At 66.3% G+C, this 21,196-nt stretch carries 21 protein-coding genes; 8 read left to right on the forward strand and 13 right to left on the reverse strand.

Translation table 11 applies throughout. The features are described 5' to 3' along the window. Positions 1-6: 6 nt before the first annotated feature. From AZSI13_RS16035 to AZSI13_RS16045, 3 genes are all read right to left on the reverse strand, one after another. A complete protein-coding gene (locus AZSI13_RS16035; protein WP_165833587.1) occupies positions 7-2,754 on the reverse strand; it encodes a PAS domain S-box protein in 2,748 nt (915 codons plus the stop codon). Between the two features lie 116 nt (positions 2,755-2,870). Continuing rightward, positions 2,871-3,953, reverse strand: a complete 1,083-nt coding sequence (gene alr, locus AZSI13_RS16040) for an alanine racemase (RefSeq protein ID WP_109042191.1) — start codon at positions 3,951-3,953, stop codon at positions 2,871-2,873. 134 nt (positions 3,954-4,087) lie between these two features. Next, positions 4,088-4,990: a LysR family transcriptional regulator gene (locus AZSI13_RS16045; RefSeq protein WP_109042192.1), complete on the reverse strand. Its 903-nt coding sequence runs from the start codon at positions 4,988-4,990 to the stop codon at positions 4,088-4,090. A 200-nt stretch (positions 4,991-5,190) separates the two neighbouring features. Here AZSI13_RS16045 and lplT point away from each other — a divergent pair, with 200 nt between their 5' ends. After that, positions 5,191-6,456, forward strand: coding sequence for a lysophospholipid transporter LplT (gene lplT, locus AZSI13_RS16050; protein ID WP_109042193.1), 1,266 nt, complete (start codon positions 5,191-5,193; stop codon positions 6,454-6,456). A gap of 29 nt (positions 6,457-6,485) precedes the next feature. Here the strand turns inward: lplT and AZSI13_RS16055 are convergent, their stop codons facing one another. The 7 genes from AZSI13_RS16055 to AZSI13_RS16085 form a co-directional block, all read right to left on the reverse strand. After that, positions 6,486-7,004, reverse strand: coding sequence for a TPM domain-containing protein (locus AZSI13_RS16055; RefSeq protein ID WP_109042194.1), 519 nt, complete (start codon positions 7,002-7,004; stop codon positions 6,486-6,488). Then, complete coding sequence (locus AZSI13_RS16060; protein ID WP_109042195.1) at positions 7,004-7,861, reverse strand: YgcG family protein; 858 nt, start codon at positions 7,859-7,861, stop codon at positions 7,004-7,006. The genes AZSI13_RS16055 and AZSI13_RS16060 overlap by 1 nt, the downstream gene beginning before the upstream one ends. 13 nt (positions 7,862-7,874) lie before the next feature. Beyond that, complete coding sequence (locus tag AZSI13_RS16065) at positions 7,875-8,477, reverse strand: LemA family protein (RefSeq protein WP_165833589.1); 603 nt, start codon at positions 8,475-8,477, stop codon at positions 7,875-7,877. 213 nt (positions 8,478-8,690) lie between these two features. After that, on the reverse strand, positions 8,691-9,560 hold the full coding sequence (locus AZSI13_RS16070) for a uracil-DNA glycosylase (RefSeq protein WP_235609803.1): 870 nt from the start codon (positions 9,558-9,560) through the stop codon (positions 8,691-8,693). 17 nt (positions 9,561-9,577) lie between these two features. After that, positions 9,578-10,069 (reverse strand): ribosomal protein S18-alanine N-acetyltransferase, encoded by a 492-nt coding sequence (gene rimI / locus AZSI13_RS16075; RefSeq protein ID WP_109042196.1) that lies wholly within the window; start codon positions 10,067-10,069, stop codon positions 9,578-9,580. A gap of 1 nt (position 10,070) precedes the next feature. Continuing rightward, the gene (tsaB, locus tag AZSI13_RS16080; RefSeq protein ID WP_109042271.1) at positions 10,071-10,760 is read right to left on the reverse strand and encodes a tRNA (adenosine(37)-N6)-threonylcarbamoyltransferase complex dimerization subunit type 1 TsaB; all 690 of its coding nucleotides are present in this window, start codon (positions 10,758-10,760) and stop codon (positions 10,071-10,073) included. A 513-nt stretch (positions 10,761-11,273) separates the two neighbouring features. Beyond that, a complete protein-coding gene (locus AZSI13_RS16085) occupies positions 11,274-11,654 on the reverse strand; it encodes a hypothetical protein (protein ID WP_133247341.1) in 381 nt (126 codons plus the stop codon). A 293-nt stretch (positions 11,655-11,947) separates the two neighbouring features. On the opposite strand from AZSI13_RS16085, the gene ompR reads away from it, so the two are divergent. The 4 genes from ompR to AZSI13_RS16105 all read left to right on the forward strand — a co-directional run bounded on the left by ompR (position 11,948) and on the right by AZSI13_RS16105 (position 14,798). Next, positions 11,948-12,679: a two-component system response regulator OmpR gene (gene ompR / locus AZSI13_RS16090; protein ID WP_109042198.1), complete on the forward strand. Its 732-nt coding sequence runs from the start codon at positions 11,948-11,950 to the stop codon at positions 12,677-12,679. Positions 12,680-12,682: 3 nt separating this feature from the next. Beyond that, positions 12,683-14,017: an ATP-binding protein gene (locus tag AZSI13_RS16095; protein ID WP_109042199.1), complete on the forward strand. Its 1,335-nt coding sequence runs from the start codon at positions 12,683-12,685 to the stop codon at positions 14,015-14,017. Beyond that, positions 14,004-14,480 (forward strand): GNAT family N-acetyltransferase, encoded by a 477-nt coding sequence (locus AZSI13_RS16100; RefSeq protein ID WP_109042200.1) that lies wholly within the window; start codon positions 14,004-14,006, stop codon positions 14,478-14,480. Before AZSI13_RS16095 ends, AZSI13_RS16100 begins: the two co-directional genes overlap by 14 nt. 132 nt (positions 14,481-14,612) lie before the next feature. Continuing rightward, positions 14,613-14,798, forward strand: a complete 186-nt coding sequence (locus AZSI13_RS16105) for a hypothetical protein (RefSeq protein WP_109042201.1) — start codon at positions 14,613-14,615, stop codon at positions 14,796-14,798. 138 nt (positions 14,799-14,936) lie between these two features. On the opposite strand, the gene AZSI13_RS16110 is transcribed toward AZSI13_RS16105, so the two are convergent. Continuing rightward, positions 14,937-15,953, reverse strand: coding sequence for a sulfate ABC transporter substrate-binding protein (locus AZSI13_RS16110; RefSeq protein WP_201262416.1), 1,017 nt, complete (start codon positions 15,951-15,953; stop codon positions 14,937-14,939). Positions 15,954-16,050: 97 nt separating this feature from the next. Then, positions 16,051-16,554, reverse strand: coding sequence for a MarR family winged helix-turn-helix transcriptional regulator (locus AZSI13_RS16115; RefSeq protein WP_109042202.1), 504 nt, complete (start codon positions 16,552-16,554; stop codon positions 16,051-16,053). Positions 16,555-16,605: 51 nt separating this feature from the next. On the opposite strand from AZSI13_RS16115, the gene AZSI13_RS16120 reads away from it, so the two are divergent. The 3 genes from AZSI13_RS16120 to AZSI13_RS16130 all read left to right on the forward strand — a co-directional run bounded on the left by AZSI13_RS16120 (position 16,606) and on the right by AZSI13_RS16130 (position 20,053). Next, positions 16,606-18,069 (forward strand): DHA2 family efflux MFS transporter permease subunit, encoded by a 1,464-nt coding sequence (locus AZSI13_RS16120; RefSeq protein WP_235609804.1) that lies wholly within the window; start codon positions 16,606-16,608, stop codon positions 18,067-18,069. A gap of 128 nt (positions 18,070-18,197) precedes the next feature. Continuing rightward, the gene (locus AZSI13_RS16125; RefSeq protein WP_109042203.1) at positions 18,198-19,550 is read left to right on the forward strand and encodes a serine/threonine-protein kinase; all 1,353 of its coding nucleotides are present in this window, start codon (positions 18,198-18,200) and stop codon (positions 19,548-19,550) included. 17 nt (positions 19,551-19,567) lie between these two features. Then, complete coding sequence (locus AZSI13_RS16130; protein WP_109042274.1) at positions 19,568-20,053, forward strand: TssQ family T6SS-associated lipoprotein; 486 nt, start codon at positions 19,568-19,570, stop codon at positions 20,051-20,053. A gap of 105 nt (positions 20,054-20,158) precedes the next feature. Here AZSI13_RS16130 and pdxA read toward each other — a convergent pair whose 3' ends face one another. Then, positions 20,159-21,184 carry a 4-hydroxythreonine-4-phosphate dehydrogenase PdxA gene (pdxA, locus tag AZSI13_RS16135; RefSeq protein ID WP_109042204.1) on the reverse strand — a complete coding sequence of 342 codons (1,026 nt, stop codon included), beginning with the start codon at positions 21,182-21,184 and terminating at the stop codon, positions 20,159-20,161. Positions 21,185-21,196 lie beyond the last annotated feature (12 nt).

Raw genomic sequence — 21,196 nt, forward strand, 5'->3', positions numbered from 1 at the left:
CCGCCGTCAGGCTGGCCGTTCCGGCGACTGTGGCTGTGCCGGGGCCTGGGCCAGCACACAGCCGTTCTTTCCGGCCCGCTTGGCAGCGTACATGGCGCCGTCCGCGGCCTGCAACAGGGCATCGGCACTGGGGTAGCCGGGCTGGAAGAGAGCCACGCCGATACTGGCACCGACACGGCAGGGGTTGCCGAGGATGTCGAAGGGCTGCTCCAGGGCACTCAGTATCTTGGCCGCTGCCGTCAGGGCGTCCTGATCCTGGCGAATGCCGTGCAGCAGCACGGTGAATTCGTCCCCGCCCATGCGGGCCGCCGTATCGGACTGCCGCAGGGTCTGCTTGAGGCGGTAGGCAAAGGCCGCCAGCAGCAGGTCGCCGGCCTGGTGGCCGAGGGTGTCGTTCACTGCCTTGAAGCCATCCAGGTCCAGCATCATCACCGCCAGCCCTTCCTGGTAACGCTGGGAACGGGCGAAGGCCTGCTGCAGACGGTCGAAGAACAGGGTGCGGTTGGGCAGGTCGGTGAGCAGGTCGAAATGGGCCAGGTGCTCCAGGCGCTGCTCAATGCGCTTGCGCTCGGAAATGTCGTGCTTGATGGCCACGTAGCGCACCACAGCGCCATTTTCGTCCTTCACCGGGGCGATGGTCAGCAACTCGTGGTAGAGCATTCCGTCCTTGCGCCGGTTCACCACTTCACCACGCCAGGGATTGCCGGAGGTAATGGTGCCCCACAGCTGGCGGTAAAAATCCTTGTCGTGAATGCCACTCTTGAAACGGGAAGTGCGCTGGCCGATAACCTCCGAGGCGGCATAGCCGGTCATGTCGCAGAAGGCGGGGTTGGCGTATTCCACGACACCGTTGGCATCGGTGATGATCACCCCTTCCGCTGCCGCATCCACCGCCACGCTGCGGCTCAGTAGCTCCTGGCGCAGCTTGCGTTCGGCGGTGATGTCCCGGGTGACGCCGATGAGGCCGATCATGTGCCCCTCTTCGTCCCGCAGCACGTTGATGATGGCGTCTGTCCACACGGTGGAACCGTCCTTGCAGGGCTGTTCCAGCTCCCAGTGATGATCCAGCACCTGGCCGGTGCGCAGCAGGTGGGCAAAGCCTTCCGCCGCCTGGGCCATGGAATCGGGGGTCAGGGCCTCGGCCATGGACTGCTGCATCACCTCTTCCGGCGTATAGCCGCGCAGGCGCTGCACCGAGGGGCTGACATAGGTGAAGCGGCCGGTCAGGTCCATGGTCCAGATGACGTCGTAGGCGCTCTCGGCCAGTGTGCGGAAGCGCTGCTCGCTGCGTCGCAGGGCGGCTTCGGTGACCTTGCGCTGGGTGATGTCGTGGAAAGACAGGACGATGGCCTCATCGCCCTCGAAGTCGATCAACGCAGCAGACATCAGCACCCACGCCGGCTTGCCCTGCAAATCCTGCAACTGGACCTCGAAGCCGAGCCAACGCCCGCCGCGCTGGCGCAATTCATCGATCATCTGCTGGCGCTGCTCGGGATTTCGCCAGAACCCCTCGGCAGGCCTGCCGATCACGTCAGCCCGGGAAACACCGTAATACTCTTCGGCACAGCGGTTAATGTAGAGCAATGCGCCATTCGGTTCGGGACGGGTCACGGCCACAGGAAAGGGCGCGCACTCCATCAGTCCCTGACTATGGGTTCTCGCCCCGCGCAGCCGACGCAACTGGCGGAAGAGGAAGGCATAGAGCAAGGCAGCCCCCAGGCCGGCACCTGCCAGTGCCGCAGACCAGGGGCGCCACTCTGCTGCCTCGTCCGGAGGGATGGCCCGGTAGAGCATCTCGTCCACCTTCATGTCCCGCGGCAGCAAACCCAGTTCGGCATAAGCCCGGGCCATGTACTGCCAGCGCCCGGGATGAAAGTAGCCCGGCTCCACCAACTGAGCCTGCACCAGGGGGATCATCTGCTCAGCCTCGAACATCAGGTGCTCCCGGCTATGGCGAGGCCCGTAGTTCTGCAGGATGTAATCCACCACTTCACCCGGATGGGCCATGGCATAGCGCCACCCCTTCAGGCTCGCCTCGCGGAAGGCGCGCACCCGTTCCGGATGATCCCGCCATTCGTTGCGGCTGGTGAACAGGTTGTCGCCGTAGAAATCGACACCCCCCGCATCAGGGCTAAAAACCAGGAACTGGTCGCGCAGACTGCGCAGCTGAAACAGCTCGTCCGTGACGTAGATGGAGAGGGCGTCCACCCGACCAGCCAGAAGATCGTCCAGGTTATGGCCGTGGCTTTCGGGAATCAGGCTGTCCAGATCCACCCCTTCCCGGCCCAGGTAGGCAGCCAGTTCAGTGGCGCCCCCCTCCAGGGCCAGCCGCTTGCCGGCCAGATCATGCACGTTGCGGATGCCGGACTGGCGACGGGCGGCGATGGCAAGGGGGGAATGCTGGAAGATCACCGCCAACACCAGTACCGGTGAGCCGCGGTGGTAGCGCAGCAACAGGTCGCTATTGCCAACGCCGTACTGGGCCTCACCGTTCATCACCGTGTCGGCCACATCCAGGCCGGGCCGGGATTCCCGGATATCCACCGCCAGGCCTGCATCGCGGTAATAGCCCTGCATCTGGGCAGCGTAGTAGCCGGCAAACTGGAACTGGTGCTGCCAGCGCAATTGCAGGGTTACCGGTTCAAGGGCCAGGGCTGGCCGGGCCAGGATTCCCAGGCCGAACACCAGCAGCAGGCGGAACGCCAGAAGGATGCCGCAGGAAAAGCGGCGGCTCGGCAGCAATTGGTGGCGCAAAACGGTATCCCCCCGGCCTCCGGCCATGCCCGGAGGATAAAGAAGGAGATTTTACGCGCTCGCCGCCCTTACGGCCGTGAAGCAGGTCGCACCGCCGGGGCGGTGCAGGGGCAGGCTCAGCCCTCCCGCCAGCGCACCGGCACCCGGGGCGCCAGGGCGCAGAACAGCTCATAGCTGATGGTGCCGGCAGCGGCAGCCACTGCATCGGCAGACAGCCCCTCGCCCCACAGGGTGACCCGGGAACCGACGCCGGCCTCGGGCAGGTCGGTGAGGTCGCAGAACAGCATGTCCATGGAGACGCGCCCGGATGTCCCCGTGGGCCGGCCATCCACCAGGATCGGCGTGCCGCAGGGCGCATGGCGGGGATAGCCGTCGGCATAGCCACAGGCCACCACGCCGATGCGGCTGGGTCGCCCGGCGGTAAAGGTGCCGCCGTAACCCACCCGTTCCCCGGCAGCCACCTGCTGCACGGCGATGATTTCGCTTTCCAGGGTCATCACCGGCTTCAGGCCCAGGGCTTCCGCCGTCACCTCCGGGAAGGGGCTGCCGCCGTAGAGCATGATGCCGGGCCGCACCCAGCCCCGCACACCTTCCGGATAACGCAGCAGGGTGGCGGAATTGGCCAGGGAAACCTCGCCCGTCCAGCCGGCGCTCCAGTCCTGAAAGCGTTCCAACTGCCAGGCGATACCCAGGTCCGAATCAGCCTCGGCGAAATGGGTCATGTAGGTCACCGGGCCGATGCCCTTGGCCTGGGCGAGAAAATCCCGGGCTGCCGGCCAGGTCTCGGGGGTGAAGCCGAGGCGGTGCATGCCGGAATTGAATTTGATGAAGACCGGCAGTTTCACCGGCAGGGCCGCCGCTTCGATGGCTTCCAGCTGGTCGAGGCGGTGGATGGCAGGAATCAGGCCCAGTTCGGCCACCGCCTCCAGGTCGTCGGGGCGAAAAAAGCCTTCCAGCAGGAGAATGGGCTCCCGAATGCCTTCTTCCCGCAGCCGGGCGGCCTCGCTCAGTTCGAGCAGGGCGAAGCCATCCGTGAGGCCGGCCAGGGCGCGGGCCGCCGGCAAGAGGCCGTGGCCATAGGCATTGGCCTTGATGACGGAGAAGATCCTGGCGCCGCCGGCATCGGCATGGCGACGGGCAACCGCGAGATTGTGCTTGAGCGCCCCCAGGTCGATGGTGGCGCGGATGGGACGGGACATGGGCGTGGGCCGGGAGTGAAGAAAAGGGAGTGAAAGCGCGGCCGCGCTCGCGGCCAAGGCAGAATGTTACGCCAAAGGCGCCGGAGCGTCGCCCCGGCCTCCAGCAGCGCGCCCAAGCAAAGCCCGGGCGCGGCTCAGGCTGCGTATTCCTGCAGTTTCTTGCGGGCGAAATCAACGAAGGAGGTCACCAGCTTGGAGCGGAATTTCTCCCGCGGCGTCACCAGGGAAAGGGGCCGGGTCAGGCGCGGCGAAAGGGGTATGGCCACCAGTTGCCGTAATTGCAGCTCCTTGTGGAAACTGGCACGGGAGACGATGGCCACGCCGAGGCCGGTGCTGACCACGCCTTTCAGGGCTTCCGGGCTGCCCAGTTCCATCAGTACCCGCAGGCTGGCCGGGTCCACCCCGGCCTGGCGGAAATAGTTGTCGGTCACTTCCCGGGTACCGGAGCCCGGCTCCCGGGCGATGATGGCGTGGTCCTGCAGCATGGCCGGGGTGATGGCGGCCTGGCGGGAAAGGGGATGGCCCGGGGTGCAGATCACCTGCAACTCGTCGTCGCAACAGGTTTCCGCCTGCAACTGGGAAAGGTGCTCGGTAGCCTCGGTAATACCGATATCCAGGGAGTGCTCGGCCACCCGGTTTTCGATGGTGTCCGAATTACCGACGATGAGCCGGGCCCGCACATTGGGGTAGAGGGCGTTGAACTCCCCCAGCACCCGGGGCAGCATGAATTCGGCGATGGTGATGCTGGCCCCTACCAGCAGAGGGCCGCGCATCTGGCCGGTCATTTCCGCCAGGCGGGCCTCCAGGTCGGCGTACTGGCCGAGGATGCGGTCGGCGTATTCCAGCACCAGCTCCCCGGCCGGGGTCAGGGAAATGCGGCCATGGCCCCGGTCGAAAAGGCGGGTGTTGAAATGTTCTTCCAGCTGCTTGATCTGGAAGGTGACCGCAGGCTGGGTCATGTAGAGGGTTTCCGCCGCCTTGGTGAAGCTCAGTTGTTTGGCGACGGCATGGAACACCTGCAAGCGGCGATCGGCCATAAGTGAATATCCTCCCTACGTTTATGAGGGGCATTCAAGCATAAACGGGGTTGCCGCGAAAGTCGTAGAAGCCCGTGCCTGCTCGCTCTGGGAGCCATTCATCACGACGTTAAGCCTTTCGTGGTATAAACCTGCTTCCAATCAGAACAAAATTCCCGCGAGACAATTCTCTGCCCTTGTTCTTCGGGGCGACCTTCCGGATGCAGATCGGCTTTTACATCATCATGGCAGCGCAGTTTTTCTCTGCGCTGGCCGACAACGCCCTGCTCATCGCCGCCATCTACGCCTTGCGCGAGATGCAGGCGCCTGATGCCTATGCGCCGCTGCTGAAGCTCTTCTTCACCGTCTCCTACGTGCTGCTGGCCGCCTTCGTCGGCGCCTTCGCCGATTCCATGCCGAAGTGGCGGGTGATGTTCATCAGCAACGGCATCAAGATCTTCGGCTGCGGCCTCATGTTCTTCCACGTCCATCCCCTGGCGGCCTACGCCGTGGTGGGCCTGGGGGCGGCGGCCTATTCGCCGGCCAAGTACGGCATCCTCACCGAATACCTGCCCCATCGCCTGCTGGTCCTGGCCAACGGCTGGATCGAAGGTCTCACCGTGGGCGCCATCATTCTCGGCACCGTGCTGGGCGGCGCCCTGATCCAGCCCAAGGTGTCGGCCATGCTGCTGGGCTTCGACCTGCCCTGGGTGGATACGCCCATCGATACCGTGGTGGAAATGGCACTCTGCATAGTCGGCGTGCTCTATCTCATCGCCGCCATCTTCAATCTCTACATCCCGGATACAGGGGTGGAGCACAAGCCCCTGAAGAAGAATCCCTGGTATCTGCTGCACGAATTCAACCATTGCCTGGTACTGCTCTGGCGCGACCGCCTTGGTCAGATTTCCCTGGCCGTCACCACCCTCTTCTGGGGGGCCGGCGCCACGCTCCAGTTCATCGTCATCAAGTGGGCGGAAGCCGCCCTGCACCTGGACCTTTCCAAATCCTCCATGCTGCAGGGCGTGGTGGCCGTGGGGGTGGCGATCGGCGCCGCCGTGGCGGCCAAGATGATCACCCTGCGCAAGTCGGTACGGGTGATTCCCCTGGGCATCGCCATGGGCGTCATCGTCATCGGCATGAATTTCGTGCGGGATTTCTGGATTGCCGTGCCCCTGCTGGTGATTATCGGCGCCCTCTCCGGCTTCTTCGTGGTGCCCATGAACGCCCTGTTGCAGCACCGGGGCCACATCCTGATGGGGGCCGGCCATTCCATCGCCGTGCAGAACTTCAACGAGAACCTCTCCATCCTCATCATGACCGGCCTCTACGCCGCCATGGTCAAGGCCAACTTCTCCATCTACGCCGTCATCACCCTCTTCGGCCTCTTCGTCGCCGGCACCATGTGGCTGGTACGCAAGCGCCATTTGGCTAACCAGCGGGACCGGGACGACGTCATCCACCTGGACGACTGCAACAGCCACTAGAGCTCACGGGCCAGGGCGGCCCGCCGGGCCTAGAGCACCAGGGGCGCGTCCGGCAGTTCGTTGGGATTGGCCTTGAGGGCCGGGAAGTGCTGGCGCAGCACGGTGGTGATATCGGCAATGGCAGCCAGGGTGCCGCCCTCGAAGTCGCCACCCTGGAACGCCGCCTCCATACGCCGGCAAACCCCCTCCCAGTAGCCATCCTCCACCCGGGCATGAATGCCCCGGTCGGCAACGATTTCCACCTGCCGGTCGAGCAGGTTCAGGTAAATCAGCACACCGCTGTTATGCACCGTATCCCAGACCCTCAGGTCGGCAAAGAGCTGCCGGGCCCGGGCTCGGCAACCATCGGGGTACAGGGCATAGGCCAGGGGCAGGCAGCCCTCCAGGACAAAGCGCAACTCCCCCTCGTGGGTCGTTTCCGAAGCCGCGATGGCCGCCTCGACACGGCCCAGGGCGGCCTCAGGAAAACGCCGCCGGGCCAGCCACTCCGGCACCAGCAGGTAACGCAGGAAGCGCCCCAGGGCGCCCTGCCGCGGAATTTCAGCCATTACCATCTCCCGGAGGCGCCACCGCCTCCAAAACTGCCGCCGCCTCCGGAGAAACCTCCCCCGGAAAAGCCGCCTCCGCCGCTCCAGCCACCACCACCGCCCCGGCCGCCAGAAAAACCGCTGCCGCCAGCCAGGATGAAGATAAAGACCAGGATGCCAATGCCGGCAATACCGAACAGACTGGCTCCCAGGAGGCCCGCCACTCCGGCAGCCAGGCCGCCGCAGACGCCGGCTGCCAGCAGGCGCCCCAGCAGGGCCCGCAGCACGTTGCCCGCCACCACGGCGATCATGAAAAGGGGAAACAGCAGGTCCACATCCGCACCGCCGCCCCCGCCATCGGCCACAGCCGGGGCCGGGGCTGGAAGCGGCTCGCCACTGATCACCTGAAGGAGGCGATCGACGCCGTCCTCAATGCCGCCAGCCAGGTCGCCAGCGCGGAAACGGGGCACCATGGTTTCTTCGATGATGCGCTTGGCCACCACGTCCGGCACCACGCCCTCCAGGCCGTAGCCCACCTCGATGCGTACTTCCCGGTCATTGCGGGCCATCAGCAGGATGAGACCGTCGTCTACGCCCTTGCGCCCCAGTTTCCAGGCCTCGGCCACACGGATACCGTATTGCTCGATGCTCTCGGGCTTGACCGTAGGCACCAGCAGCACGGCGACCTGAGCCCCCTTTGCCTTTTCAAAGGCCGCCAGACGGCTTTCCAGGGACTGGCGCTGGGCTTCGCTGAGGGTGCCGGTGAGGTCCGTCACCCGGGCCGTCAGGGCCGGCACTGGCACCTGGGCCCAGGCCGCCGCCAGGCTACCCAGGCAGAGCAGGAGCAACAGCCGGCAGAAGCCGCGCAGGAATGCCATGGCCAGGGCGGACCTACTTGGCCGGCACGGTGCCGAAATCCACCTTGGGAGCGGTGGAAATGGCCTGTTCGTTTTCCACCGAGAAGTTGGCCTTGGGCGAGTAGCCGAAGGCCATGGCGGTGAGATTGTTGGGGAAACTGCGCACCGCCGTGTTGTACTCCTGGATGGCCTTGATGTAGCGGTTACGGGCCACGGTGATGCGGTTTTCGGTGCCTTCCAGCTGGGCCTGGAGGTCGCGGAAGCCGGCATCGGCCTTCAACTGGGGATAATTTTCGCTCACCACCAGCAGGCGGGAGAGGGCCGAGGAGAGCTCACCCTGGGCCTGCTGGAAGCGGGCCAGGGCCTGGGGATCGTTGGCCAGTTCAGGCGTTGCCTGGAGGCTGCCCACCCGGGCCCGGGCAGCGGTGACTTCCGTCAGCACCTTTTCCTCATGGGCGGCGTAGCCCTTCACCGTATTCACCAGATTGGGCACCAGGTCGGCGCGGCGCTGGTACTGGTTGAGGACTTCGGACCAGGATGCCTTGGATTGTTCGTCCAAGGCCTGGAAGGTGTTGTAACCGCAACCGGACAACAGGGCGGCGACCAGGGAAAGCAGGGCAAGCAGGCGCAGGTTCATCGCAGGTTCCTCGATGCACAGGGAATGAAGAGGGCCATGGTAGCGCAAAGGGCCGACTCCCCAGGCCAGGGCCGGTGAAAGATTTGTGAAACCAGCAGCAGGAGCCGCCCTCAGCGGCGCACCCCGGCAAGACATGGAGGGGAGGAGAAGCGCCTCGCCCCGGCTTGCCACTTAAGCAGCTTAACGGGCTTGGGAGACGGCAGAAAACTGGGACTAAGCGCGACGGGCTTCGGCCAGTAGACGCCGGGCGAAGCAGAGGTCTTCCCAGGCCAGGGCCTTGTCGGTGAGGTTGCGCAGCAGATAGGCCGGGTGATAGGTCACCACGACGGGAATGGCTCGACCATCCAGCTGGTATTCATGGCGGCGGCCCCGCAGGGCGCCCAGGGGACGCTCCAGGCCCAGCACGCTATGCACGGCAGCGCGGCCGAGGAGAACGATCAGCTTGGGCTGCAGCAACTGGATCTGGCGCTCCAGATAGGGCCGGCAGGCGGCCATCTCGGCCGCCTCAGGGGTGCGATTGCCGGGTGGCCGGCATTTCACCGCATTGCCGATGTAGACGCCCCGGCCCCGTGCCACGTCGACAGCCGAGAGCATGGCATCGAGCAGCTTCCCGGCCTGGCCGACGAAGGGCTCGCCCTGCTCGTCCTCGTCCGCCCCCGGACCTTCGCCGACGAACAGCCAGTCGGGTTGGCGATCCCCCACGCCCAGCACCGCCTGCTTGCGCTTCTCGCACAAGCCGCAGGCCCGGCAATCAGCAACGGCGGCCTCAAGCCCGGCCCAATCCAGGGTGGCAATGCTGCCGACGGCAGCTCTGGAGGCGGGTTGTGAAACCAGTGGAGCGGTAGCTCCGTCAGCGGGTTGGAAGGTGGGCGGGGAAGCGCGCCGGGGAGCAGGCGCCCCGGACATGGGTGGTGCAAAAGCACCTTCCTGGGCAAGCGGCATGGCGGCAGAGGCCTGGTGACCCGTAGCGGGTACGCTATCGGCAGCCGCATCTTCCGGTATCGCCACAGCTGACTCCTCGGCTCCCCGCAGGACCCACAGGGGCGTCAGACCCATTTCGTGCAGGATATCTTGCCGCTTCATGGTCCCTCCCGACGGCCTCAGGCCGCCACCTCACCCAGGTCGCGCCGCAGCACCAGGGCATCTTCCCGACCTTCGGTGGCTGGGTAGTATCCCTTGCGCCGGCCAATGACCTGAAAGCCGTAGTTTTTGTAAAGCGCCAGAGCCCGGGCGTTGGACGGCCGCACTTCGAGCAGCATGGATGTCGCCCCGCCGACCCGGGAAACCTCCATGGCAAAACGCAACAGCCGGGCGCCGTAGCCCCGGCCCTGGCGTTCTGCGGCAACGCTGATGTTGAGCAGGTGGGTTTCATCCAGGGAGGGCATGAGCACCATGTAGCCCAGCAACTGGCCGCCTTCCCGGGCGACCCAGCAGGCGTAGCCGGCCTTCATGGAATCGGCGAAATTGCCCTGACTCCAGGGAAAGGGATAGACCCGGGTTTCAATGGCCATGATGGCCTCCAGGTCCCGCCCGTTCATGGGCAGGAATTCCAGGGGGGCCAGTTCTGCCGCCAGGGAAGCCAGCACGTTCATTTCAGGCCTTGCCGCCCTGGGCCAGCCGTTCGGCAACGGTGAAGGCCACCTTGTCCCGCACGTAGAGCGGTGCCGCCAGGGCCGGGTCGAGGCCTTCGCCCCGGGCCAGCCGGGGTGCCGCCAGTTGCGCCACCGCTGCGGCCGTGGGTACCCGCTCCGGCCCCAGGGGGATGGCCTGGGCCATCAGGCGCTCTGCCAGGGCGGGATAGGCGGCAGGACCATTCCCGCAGGCATGCCAGCCGGCCTCTTGAGGCACGGGAGCGGCCTCCGGCGGGGTGACGCAAAGGGCTCCCAGAGCTTCCAGGCCATCGCCCTGGCGCCGATAGGCGCCGCAATAGACCTCGCCCATGCGGGCATCCAGATAGACCGCCACCTGATCGTGGCCATCAGCCAGGGCCAGGGCCTCCAGGGTCACCACCGGCAGCACCGGAATGTCGAGGGCTACCGCCAGGCCCTGGGCCACGCCGCAGGCCACCCGCAGGCCGGTGAAGGCACCGGGCCCGGCGCCGAAAGCGATACCGTCCAGGTCGGCCAGGGTCAGCCCGGCCTCCGCCACCAGGGTCTGGACCAGGGGTAGCAGGGTCAGGGAGCTTTGCTCGCCGGCGGGACATTCCCGGGCAAGGAGGAGGCCATCCCGCCAGAGGGCAACAGACCCCTGGTCGGTGGCGGTTTCGAGGGCCAGCAGATTCATGGGGAAGGATTTTACCCCAGGCCGGGCCATTCCCCATTCCCCGCCCCGCGACGGAGGGCGATGGCGGCGCTGGTAGCGGCCGCCGCAAGGAGGTGGAAAAAAAACGCCAAAAATGGCGTGTCAAGACTTGACTTATGCACAAACAGCCTCAACCCCAGCCAGACTAGCCACTCTCCGCCTGCCATGACGGGCGGAATCCAGCAGCAATGTAGCAACATACTGTTTTTATTGATTTTTATAGAAAAGCCGCTTTTTTGGGCAGAGTAAAAAAAGTCCTTATCCCCAGGCCACTTAGGGCTTCTGTCCGACAATAACCCACAAAGTTATCCACAGCTTGTGTGAACAACTCTGCAAGTCCCGGGTGGATCAGGTTTTTTTATGGGGAAGCGCAGGCGACGGAGAAAAGAGGGCGGGGAAAAAAAGGGGATGCGGCATCGGTCTCGACGCCAATTCCGGGGAACATCCGCAGCCGTTGCGGCTGGATGCCGGAAAAAAAGACAGCCCAGCAGACGATCAGGGCTGGCGCGGGGGGCGGGCCGAACCCGGCGGCGGGCCTTCCGGCCCTTCGGGGCGACGGCTGTCCCGGGGATAAAACTCCCGGCCGGCCTCATGCACATCCCGACGCAGGCGCTGGCGTTCCTCCGGGCTCAGGCGGCGGCGGTCGTCCGGCCCGGGAATGCCGGCCATAGGCAAACCGGTTTCCGCCTGGCGGGAATCCAGCCACTGACGGCGCGCCTCCCGGCGGGCCTGACGCTCCTCGGGGGTCAAACGGGGAGCCCCCTCGCCCTGCTCCCAGCGGTGCCCCGGCCCGGGTCCGGGCGCACGAGCATCCGCCGGCTGCGCCCAGAGGGCGCCGGAACAGAGCAGCAGACAGGAGAAAAGGAGAGCTTTCATCGCCAGGAGGATCGAAAGGGTTGCAGCAACCGCCCGTGGGCCGCGCGGGCGGCGCACAGTGTGCCCAAATTGCCGGCCCCTTGCCAGATGCCACAGGAACATCAAAGGGCCGCCAGGGCAAAACCGACGCCCCAATGCTAACCGCTCTGGCACTCGGCAACATCACGCAGATGTTAGGGTTCGGCGCCCTTTTGTAAGCAATTGTTTCCCCAGTCGCCGTCAGCAACGAGGCGTAACGTCTCCGCCCCCCGCCCCCTGTCGGAGCCCGGCGGAAGCGGTTAGGATTGCCAGCCATGAGCGATACCAAACAACGCATTCTCGTCGTCGATGACGACCAGCGCCTGCGGGACCTGCTGCTGCGCTACCTGGGCGAACAGGGCTTCACCGTCAAGGCAGCGGACAGCGCCCCGGCCATGGACAAGCTGCTGGCCCGGGAAACCTTCGACCTGCTGGTGCTGGACCTGATGCTGCCCGGGGAAGACGGCCTTTCCATCTGCCGCCGCCTGCGCGCCGCCGACGCCCATCAGGCCATCCTCATGCTCACCGCCAAGGGCGACGAAATCGACCGCATCGTCGGCCTGGAGATGGGCGCCGACGATTATCTGCCCAAGCCCTTCAACCCCCGGGAACTGGTGGCCCGCATTCACGCCGTGCTGCGCCGGCGCGCCCTGCCGCCGCCCGGCGCCCCGGTGGAAGCCGAAGGTACGGTGCAATTGGGGGACATCCACATTGATCTGGCTACCCGCCGCCTCAGCCGCGGCAAGGAGGGTGAAGCGGTGATGCTGACCACGGGCGAATTCGCCGTGCTCAAAGTACTGCTGCAGCACCCCCGCCAGCCCCTCTCCCGGGATCGCCTGATGGCCCTCGCCCGGGGCCGGGAACAGGGCCCCTTCGACCGGGCCATCGACGTGCAGATCTCCCGCCTGCGCAAGCTCATCGAGCCGGACCCCCAGGCCCCGCGCTACATCCAGACCGTCTGGGGCTTCGGCTACGTCTTCGTGCCGGACGGCCAGGCGGCCAGCTGAACCGTGGCCCTCGCCGCCCACCTGCGCCGCCTGTTGCCCCGTACCCTGCTGGTACGGGCCTTTCTCCTGCTGGCTCTGTTGCTGCTCGTCTCGGTCTCCATCTGGGTTGGCCTGTTCCGCGTCGCCGAGCGAGAGCCCCGGGCCCGACAACTGGCCCAGCTCACCGCCAGCGTGGTCAATATCACCCGCGCCGCCCTGCTCAGCTCCGACCCGGTGCTGCGCCGCGACCTGCTGCGGGACCTTTCCGAGCGGGAAGGCCTGCGCCTCTACCCTGCGGAGGAGCAGGACCGGGCCACGCCACTGCCGGACAAGGATTTCCTCAACATCTTCCAGCGCGAGGCCCGGGAACTGATGGGCCCCGACGCCCGCTTCGCCAGCGTGGTCAATGAACAGCCGGGATTCTGGATCCGCTTTTCCATGGAGGAAGGGGACGACTACTGGCTGGTCCTGCCCCGGGAGCGCACCGAACGCAATCCGGCCTGGCAATGGCTGGGCTGGGGCGCCCTTTCCCTGGTGCTCTCCCTGGTGGTCGCCTGGCTCATCGTCGCCCGCATCGCCCGCCCCCTGAAAACCATGGCGGACGCCGCCGGGGCCGTGGGCCGGGGCGAGCGCCCCCAGGCGCTGGCAGAAGACGGGGCGGAGGAAATCCGCCTGCTGGCCCGGGCCATGAACCAGATGTCCGCCGACCTGAGCCGCCTGGAAAATGACCGGGCCCAGGTGCTGGCCGGCATTTCCCACGACCTGCGCACCCCCCTGGCCCGCCTGCGCCTGGCGGCCGAGATGGGCGTGGAGGACGACAGCCTGCGCAGCGGTATCCAGGAAGACATCAGCCAGATGGACGGCATCATCGGCCAGTTCCTCGACTTTGCCCGGGGCGAAGACCAGGAGCCGGAAACCCTGGCCGACCCCAACCTGCTGCTGGAAGCCCTGGCCCGCCGCTATCGGGAACGGGGCCTGGAGGTCAGTCTGGAAACGACGCCTCTGCCCCCCCTCCCCCTGCGCCCCCGGGCCCTGGAGCGGGCCCTGGTCAATCTCCTGGATAACGCCGTGAAATACGGTGCAGCCCCCCTCACCCTGGCCTCCCGCCAGGTTGGCGGACGTATCGAACTGGCGGTGCTGGACCGGGGCTGTGGCATCCCGGAAGCCGAGATGGAGCGTCTCAAGCAGCCCTTCACCCAGCTCGAAGCCGCCCGTAGCGACACCACCGGCACGGGACTGGGCCTGGCCATCGTCGAGCGCATTGCCCGGCTGCACGGCGGTCACCTGAAGTTGCGCAACCGGCCCGGCGGCGGCCTGGAAAGCATGCTCGACCTGCCCGCGCCCCATGGCGATTCCTGAAGCGTCGCGCCCTCCCGCCGCCGTGGCCCCCTGGCACATCCGGCCCTTCGTCGAGGCTGACCGGCCCGCCCTGCGCCGCCTTTTCGTCGAGGCGCGGAATCAGGCCTTCACCTGGGCTCCGGCCGGCGCCCACCGGCTGCAAGACTTCGACATTGCCACCGAAGGCGAGCGCATCCTCGTCGCCAGCGCTACCGCCGATGGGGAGGTGTTGGGGTTTGCCGCCGTCTGGGAGCCGGATAGCTTCCTGCACAGCCTGTTCGTGCATCCTGACTGCCAGGGCCGGGGTATCGGCAAGGCGCTCCTGGCTGCCTGCCAGCCCTATTTCAGCGCTACGCCCACCCTCAAATGCCTGGAAGCCAACCAGGCCGCCCAGGCCTTCTATTTTTCCCAAGGCTGGCAGCTGCGCCAGCGGGGCGACAGTGCCGACGGCGCCTATCTTCTGCTGGCCCGGGAAGCGGGCTGAAGAGCCAGCCAGTCACAAACCGTCATCAAATGGCATCACCGGTTACCCGCCGCTACAGCGGGCCGACAGACGCCCGCCGGCCCCCTCCCTAGAATGGCTCCATCGACAACAACAAGCCCCCGGGAGAAGAACATGCAAGACAAGACCATGACCGCCAATGCCCGCAAGATCCTGCTGGTGACTGCCAGCGCCTTCTGCCTGGCCTCTGCCGGGGCCTATCTGGGCAACGCCGCCTTCAAGCGCGGCAGCGAAGGCAGCAACGAGCGTGATCCGCAAACCCAGAGCCAGGAATTCCAAAAAAGTCAGCCCCGCCCCTGAGGGCTGACCGCAAAACGCCGACCTCAACCCCAACGGCAAAAAGCCCGACCTCCATTTGGAGGCCGGGCTTTTTTATGGCGGCCAACTCGGGAAGGGGATCGGCTCATTCCCGGTCCCCGTTTCCGGTCATCCGGTGACTTAACGCTTGCTCTGGATTTGGTCGTAGATGGCACCATCGGCAAAGTGGGCCTTGGTGGCATTGGTCCAGCCGCCAAACAGCTGGTCGATGGTGAAGAGATTGACCTTGCCGAACTGTTTGGCGTACTTGGCGGCCACTTTGGGGTCGATGGGCCGGTAGTAGTTCTGAGCGGCAATCTCCTGACCGGCGGCGGTGTAGAGGTATTCCAGGTAGGCCTGGGCCTGCTTGCGGGTGCCGTGCTTTTCCACATTCTTGTCCACCACGGCGACCGGGGGCTCGGCCAGGATGGAAAGGGAGGGAGTAACGATGTCGAACTTGTCCGGCCCCAGTTCCTTCACCGCCAGATAGGCCTCATTTTCCCAGGCGATCAGCACGTCGCCCTGGCCCCGTTCGACAAAGGTGGTGGTGGAACCCCGGGCACCGGTATCGAGCACCAGCACGTTCTTGAACAGCTTGGCGACGAAGTCCTTGGCGCTGGCCTCGTTGCCGCCAGGCTGCTTGAGGGCGAAGCCCCAGGCGGCCAGGTAGTTCCAGCGGGCGCCGCCGGAGGTCTTGGGATTGGGGGTGATAACGCCGACACCGGGCTTCACCAGGTCGTTCCAGTCCTTGATGCCCTTGGGGTTGCCCTTGCGCACCAGGAAGACGATGGTGGAAGTGTAGGGGGAAGCGTTGTGAGGCAGCTTCTTTTGGTAATCGGCCGCAAGCAGGCCGCGTTCGGCCAGGGGATCGATATCACCGGCCAGGGCCAGGGTCACCACGTCGGCTTCCAGGCCGTCGATGACGGAGCGGGCCTGCTTGCCGGAGCCGCCATGGGACTGCTTGATAGTCAGGTTTTCGCCGGTCTTTTCCTTCCAGTGCTTGATGAAGGCGGCGTTGAAGTCCTGGTACAGCTCCCGGGTGGGGTCATAGGAGACGTTAAGCAGGGTGGTGTCTGCCAGGGCATTGCCGGCAAACAGCAAAGACAGGGCGGTGGCGGAAACTGCCAGGGCGGCAGAGAGTTTGCTGGACTTGGCCATGGATTTCTCCCGAGGGGTGATAAGCGATGGGCGAAGTCTAGGTTGGGCCTTTTATAAAAATAAATAATGTTTCTTTACTTGTTTATAACCAAATGCATCATATTTCCTCTTTCCCCGCATCCAGTGGCGCTTCGCCAGCCAGGGAGGCAGCAGCCCGGTCATACACCCCTTCCAGCACGGCAATGGCCGCCTCCAGGGCAGCCGGCTCGTAGCCGGCCAGCAGTTCGGCCCGTAGGGCTTCCACCTGGCCTTCCATCTCGGCAGCCAGGGCGAGGCTGGCGGGTGTCAGCACCACCCGCTTGCTGCGCCGGTCCCGCGGGTCCGGCTGGCGGGCCACCCAGCCCTGGCTTTCCATACGGTCCAGCAGGCGCACCAGGGTGGGGGCCTCGATGCCGAGTTGTTCAGCCAGACGGATCTGGAGGCAGCCTTCCGTCTCCCATTTGAGGGCGATGAGCACCCGCCAGCTGGCCTGGGAAAAGCCGAAGGGCTTGAGACGGCGATCCAGGGCCAGGCGCCAGAGGCTGGCGGTACGGTGCAGAAGCAGGGAAAAACGGGGGTACAGCACTTCGGCCGGGGAACCGGGAGCGACGGTGTCGGTCATATCATTAGCCTGCTAATTATTTCTGATACAATCATTTTACCCCCACCTGCCATGACCGATACCACCATGCCCGCCGCCGATCCCCGCAGCCTCGAGGCCCTGCAAGCCCGCCACGGCGAACGCTACCGCTGGCTGGTGCTGACGGCAGTGGCCTGCGGCATGGTCACGGCGGTGTTGTCGGCGACCATCTTCAACGTGGCCATTCCCGCCCTGATGGCGGATTTCCACCTGGGCCAGGATGGTGTGCAATGGGCGGTGACCGGCTATATGGCAGCCATGACCGTGGCCATGCTGCCCACCGCCTGGCTGATCGAGCGCTACGGTTTCCGCCGGGTATTCCTGGGCGCCATCGTCATGCTGGCCGTGGGTAGCCTGGGAGGCGCCCTGAGCGGTAATTTCGCCCTGGCGGTGGCCATGCGCATCGTCCAGGGAGCAGCGGCGGGCCTGCTGCAGCCAATGTCCACGCTGCTGGTGCTGCGCTTGTTCCCCCTCGAACGCCAGGGGCGGGCCATGGGCATCCTAGGTTTTGGCATCATCCTGGCCCCAGCGGCGGCCCCGATTCTGGGGGGTTTTCTGGTGGATCTCTGGGGCTGGCGGCCGATCTTCGCCATCACCCTGCCCGGCTGCCTGCTCAGTCTGTGGGCCGGCCATCTGCTGCTGCCCAGGCGAGACCTGCCGGCAGTGCGCCACGCCTTCGACTGGCGCGGTCTGATCTACCTGACCCTGGCCATCCTCGCCCTGTTGCAGACCGTCGGCGGGCTCCACGCCCACGGCCTTTTCTCCTGGCCCAGCGCCGCCGGCAGCCTGCTGGCCCTGGCCGGGCTGGGCGCCTTCATCCATCACGCCCGCCGGGCCCCCGCCCCGCTGCTGGCCCTGGGCCTCTTCGCCAACCAGGCCTTTGCCATGGGCATCCTGGTGGCCTTCATCTTCGGCATGGGCTTGTACGGCTCCACCTATCTGATCCCCGTTTTCCTGCAATCGGTCCTCGGCTACAACGCCGCCACCGCCGGTCTGGCGCTCCTACCCGGCGGCATCGCCCTGGCCTTGAGCACCCCGGGTGCCGGCTATCTGGCAGACCGCCTGCAACCCCACCGGCAGACAGCCCTGGGCCTGCTGCTTTTCGGCCTCTCCTTTGCTGCCCTGGCCTGGCTGGCAGTGCGCCCCGGCCCCTGGACCCTGCTCACCGCCCTGATGGCCGCCGTGGTGCTGGGCCGGGTGGGACTGGCCCTGGTGTTGCCGGCCCTCAATCTGGGTTCCTTGCGCCCCCTGAGCAGCGCCCTGGTGGGCCAGGGCTCGGCCCTGCTCAACTGTCTGCGGCAGCTGGGGGGAACCCTGGGCATCAGCCTGGGCGCAGTCTATGTGGAATGGCGCAGCAGCCACCTGATGCTACCGACCGGCCCCCGCCAGGCCTTTGCCGAGGCCTTCTGCCTGGTGGCCGCCGCCTTCATCCTGGCCCTGGGCGCTGCCCTGGCCATGGGGCGCACCTCCGCCCCCGCCCGGACCGGCGGCAAATAGGGGCGCCTGGCGGCTGGGTGGGGCCCGGGGCTTCTGTTAAACTTGCCCGCTAAGTTCGGACTCCAGGACGGCGGGAGCGCAGGCATCCGTCCCGGCATTACCGGCCCCATTCTTCTCAAAGAAGCTCCATGACCATCGAACAACTCGGCCGTTACCGGATCGACGGCATCCTCGGCGAAGGCGCCATGGGTGTGGTTTATCGCGCCTTCGATCCGCTTCTGGAGCGGGTCGTGGCCGTCAAGACCATCAAGTTCGACGCCAGTCTGTCGGACCGGGACAGCTTCGAGCGCCGCTTCTTCCGGGAAGCCAAATCCATCGCCCGCCTCAGCCACCCGGCCATCGTCACCCTCTACGACGCCGGCAAGGCCGACGAGGTAGCCTACATGGCCATGGAGTTCCTGGAAGGCCGGGAACTGCGCCAGTTCATCGCCGAATCCGAGCCCCAGTCCTACGCCCGCATCGCCGAAATGGTCGCCGCAGTGGCCGACGGCCTCGACTACGCCCACCGTCAGGGCGTGGTGCACCGGGACATCAAGCCAGCCAACATCATGGTGCTGGACGATGGCGCCGTAAAAATCACCGACTTCGGCATCGCCCAGCTGCAAAGCGGCACCAAGACCATGACCGGGCACATGCTCGGCACCCCGAAATACATGGCCCCGGAACAGATCATGGGCCACCCGGTGGATGGCCGGGCCGACATCTTCTCCCTCGGCGTGGTGCTCTACCAGTGGCTCACCGGGATCGCCCCCTTTGATGGCGATACCGTCACCACCATCATGTACCGGGTCATCAATGAAGGTCCGGTGCTGCCCACCCGCCTGCAACCGGCCCTGCCCCCGGGCTTCGAGGCTATCCTGGCGCGGGCCCTGGCGAAAAAGCCGGAGGAGCGTTATCAGAACGCCAGCGAGCTGGCAGCCGACCTGCGCCGCTATGCCGAGCTGGTATCCACCGGGCCGATCCTGGGCTTGGCCACCGTTCAGCCCAACAAGGCCCCGGCCGACCCTTCCGACGAACCGACGGTGCTGCTGGCCCATCCCTTCAACGACACCCGCCCGCTGGCCCCACAGTCAGCCCCCCAGGTCCGCCCGGCCAAGTCTGGCAAAAGTGGCAAGGGCCTGTGGCTGGGCCTCAGCGCCCTGGCCGTGGCCGGTGCCGCCTTTGCCTTGCTGCCGGGAGACAAGGGGGGCGATCACCCCGCTGCCCCGCTGCAACCGCCGCCCCCCACGGCAACCCCCATTGCCGCCGAGACACCTCCGGCCGAGCCGAAAAAGCCGGCCCGGGTCAGTCTGGCCATCGCGCCCTGGGGTGAGGTGGTGATCAATGGCGAAGTGAAGGGCGTTTCGCCGCCCCTGGACGACCTGGAACTGCCGCCGGGCCACCATGAGGTGGAAATCCGCAACGGCCAGTCCGAACCCCACCGCATGACCCTGGAGCTCGGCCCCGGGGAAAGCTACAAAATCAAACATAAATTCAAGTGAATCCTCCGACCATGCGCATGACCCAGCTTCATACCCCGCTTTTTCGCCCCGCCCTGACCCGTGCCCTGCTGCTGGGAGCCCTGCTGGCCCTGGCTGGCTGTGCCAGCAAGCCAGCAGCCCCGCCCGCAGTGGAACCCGCCCCGGCAGCCGAAGCCGCCAAGCCTGCCGAAGCCCCCAAGCCGGCGCCAGTGCGCAAGGCGGAAAACGAACTGGGCCGCGGCGTTGCCGCCTATGAGAATGGCGACTACAAGACCGCCCAGCAGGCGCTGCAGCAGGCCCTGGAATTGGGTCTGGCGACGCCCCAGGAGCAGGCCCGGGCCTACAAACACCTGGCTTTCATGGCCTGCGCTTCCCGCCAGACGGACAGCTGCAAAGCCCATTTCCGCAAAGCCCTGGCGGCCTACCCCAAACTGACCCTGAGCAAGACCGAAGCCGGGCACCCGCTTTGGGGCCCCGTCTTCCAGCAGGTGAAGGCCGAAGCGGCCGGCAAGAAGGCCAAGTAAGCACGCCGGAACAGGCAAGGCAGGCGCCCCACGACCCCCTGCCTCACGGCTGGGCGGGCACCGACTGAGCAAGTAAAAAAGGGAGCCCCAGGCTCCCTTTTTATTTCAGGCCCCGGCAGAGCGCCGGGCCATGTCGATGGCCTGGGCCACCGCCACCTGCAAGCTCCCCGGGTCCGCCCGGCCACTGCCGGCCAGGTCCAGGGCGGTGCCATGATCCACCGAAGTGCGGATCACCGGCAGGCCGAGGGTGACGTTGATGCCCTGGCCGAAGGTGGCGAACTTGAGGGGCGCCAGGCCCTGGTCGTGATACATGGCCAGCACGCAGTCGCCCCGCGCCAGTTGGGGCGGTGTGAACAGGGTGTCTGCCGGCAGGGGACCGATCAGGGCCATGCCTTCCCCCCGCAGCTTCTCCAGCACCGGGGTGATGACCTCAATTTCCTCCCGCCCCAGGTAACCGCCCTCGCCGGCGTGAGGATTGAGACCGGCCACCAGGATGCGGGGCTCGGCAATGCCGTATTTGCAGGCCATGTCAGCATGGAGGATGCGCAGGGTCTCCTCCAGCACCGCGGGGGTAATGGCGGCCGGCACATCCTTCAGGGGCAGATGGGTAGTAGCCAGGGCCACCCGCAGGGGGCCGGGCTGGCCCACCGGCCCGTGGCCGCCGAGGGGTGAGGTGCCAGCCAGCATCATCACCACCCGAGGGGTATCGGTCTTTTCCGCCAAGTATTCGGTGTGGCCGGTGAAGCCATGGATGCCCGCATCGTTGATGACGCCCTTGTGCAGGGGGGCAGTGACCATGGCAGCGAACTCGCCGCTGCGGCAGCCGGCCAAGGCCCGCTCCAGGAGCGCCAGGACATAGGGCCCATTGGCGGCATCGAGCTGGCCGGGCCGGGACGGACGGGCCAGGGGCTGGTGCAGGACTTCCAGCTGCCCGGCGGCAGGCGCTGGCGCGGCCGGATCGTAATCCACCAGCGTCACCGGGCGCCCCAGGGTGGCAGCCCGTTCGGCCAGCAGGCTTTTGTCCGCCAGGACCACCAGGCGGGCTGGAAAACGGTGTTCGGCCAGGGAGAGACAGAGTTCAGGACCGATACCGGCGGGTTCGCCGGAAGTAATGGCCAGGGTGGGCAGCATGGTGGAGGGGCT

Origin of the sequence: Azospira sp. I13, assembly GCF_003112695.1 — a bacterium.
GTDB lineage: Bacteria > Pseudomonadota > Gammaproteobacteria > Burkholderiales > Rhodocyclaceae > Azospira.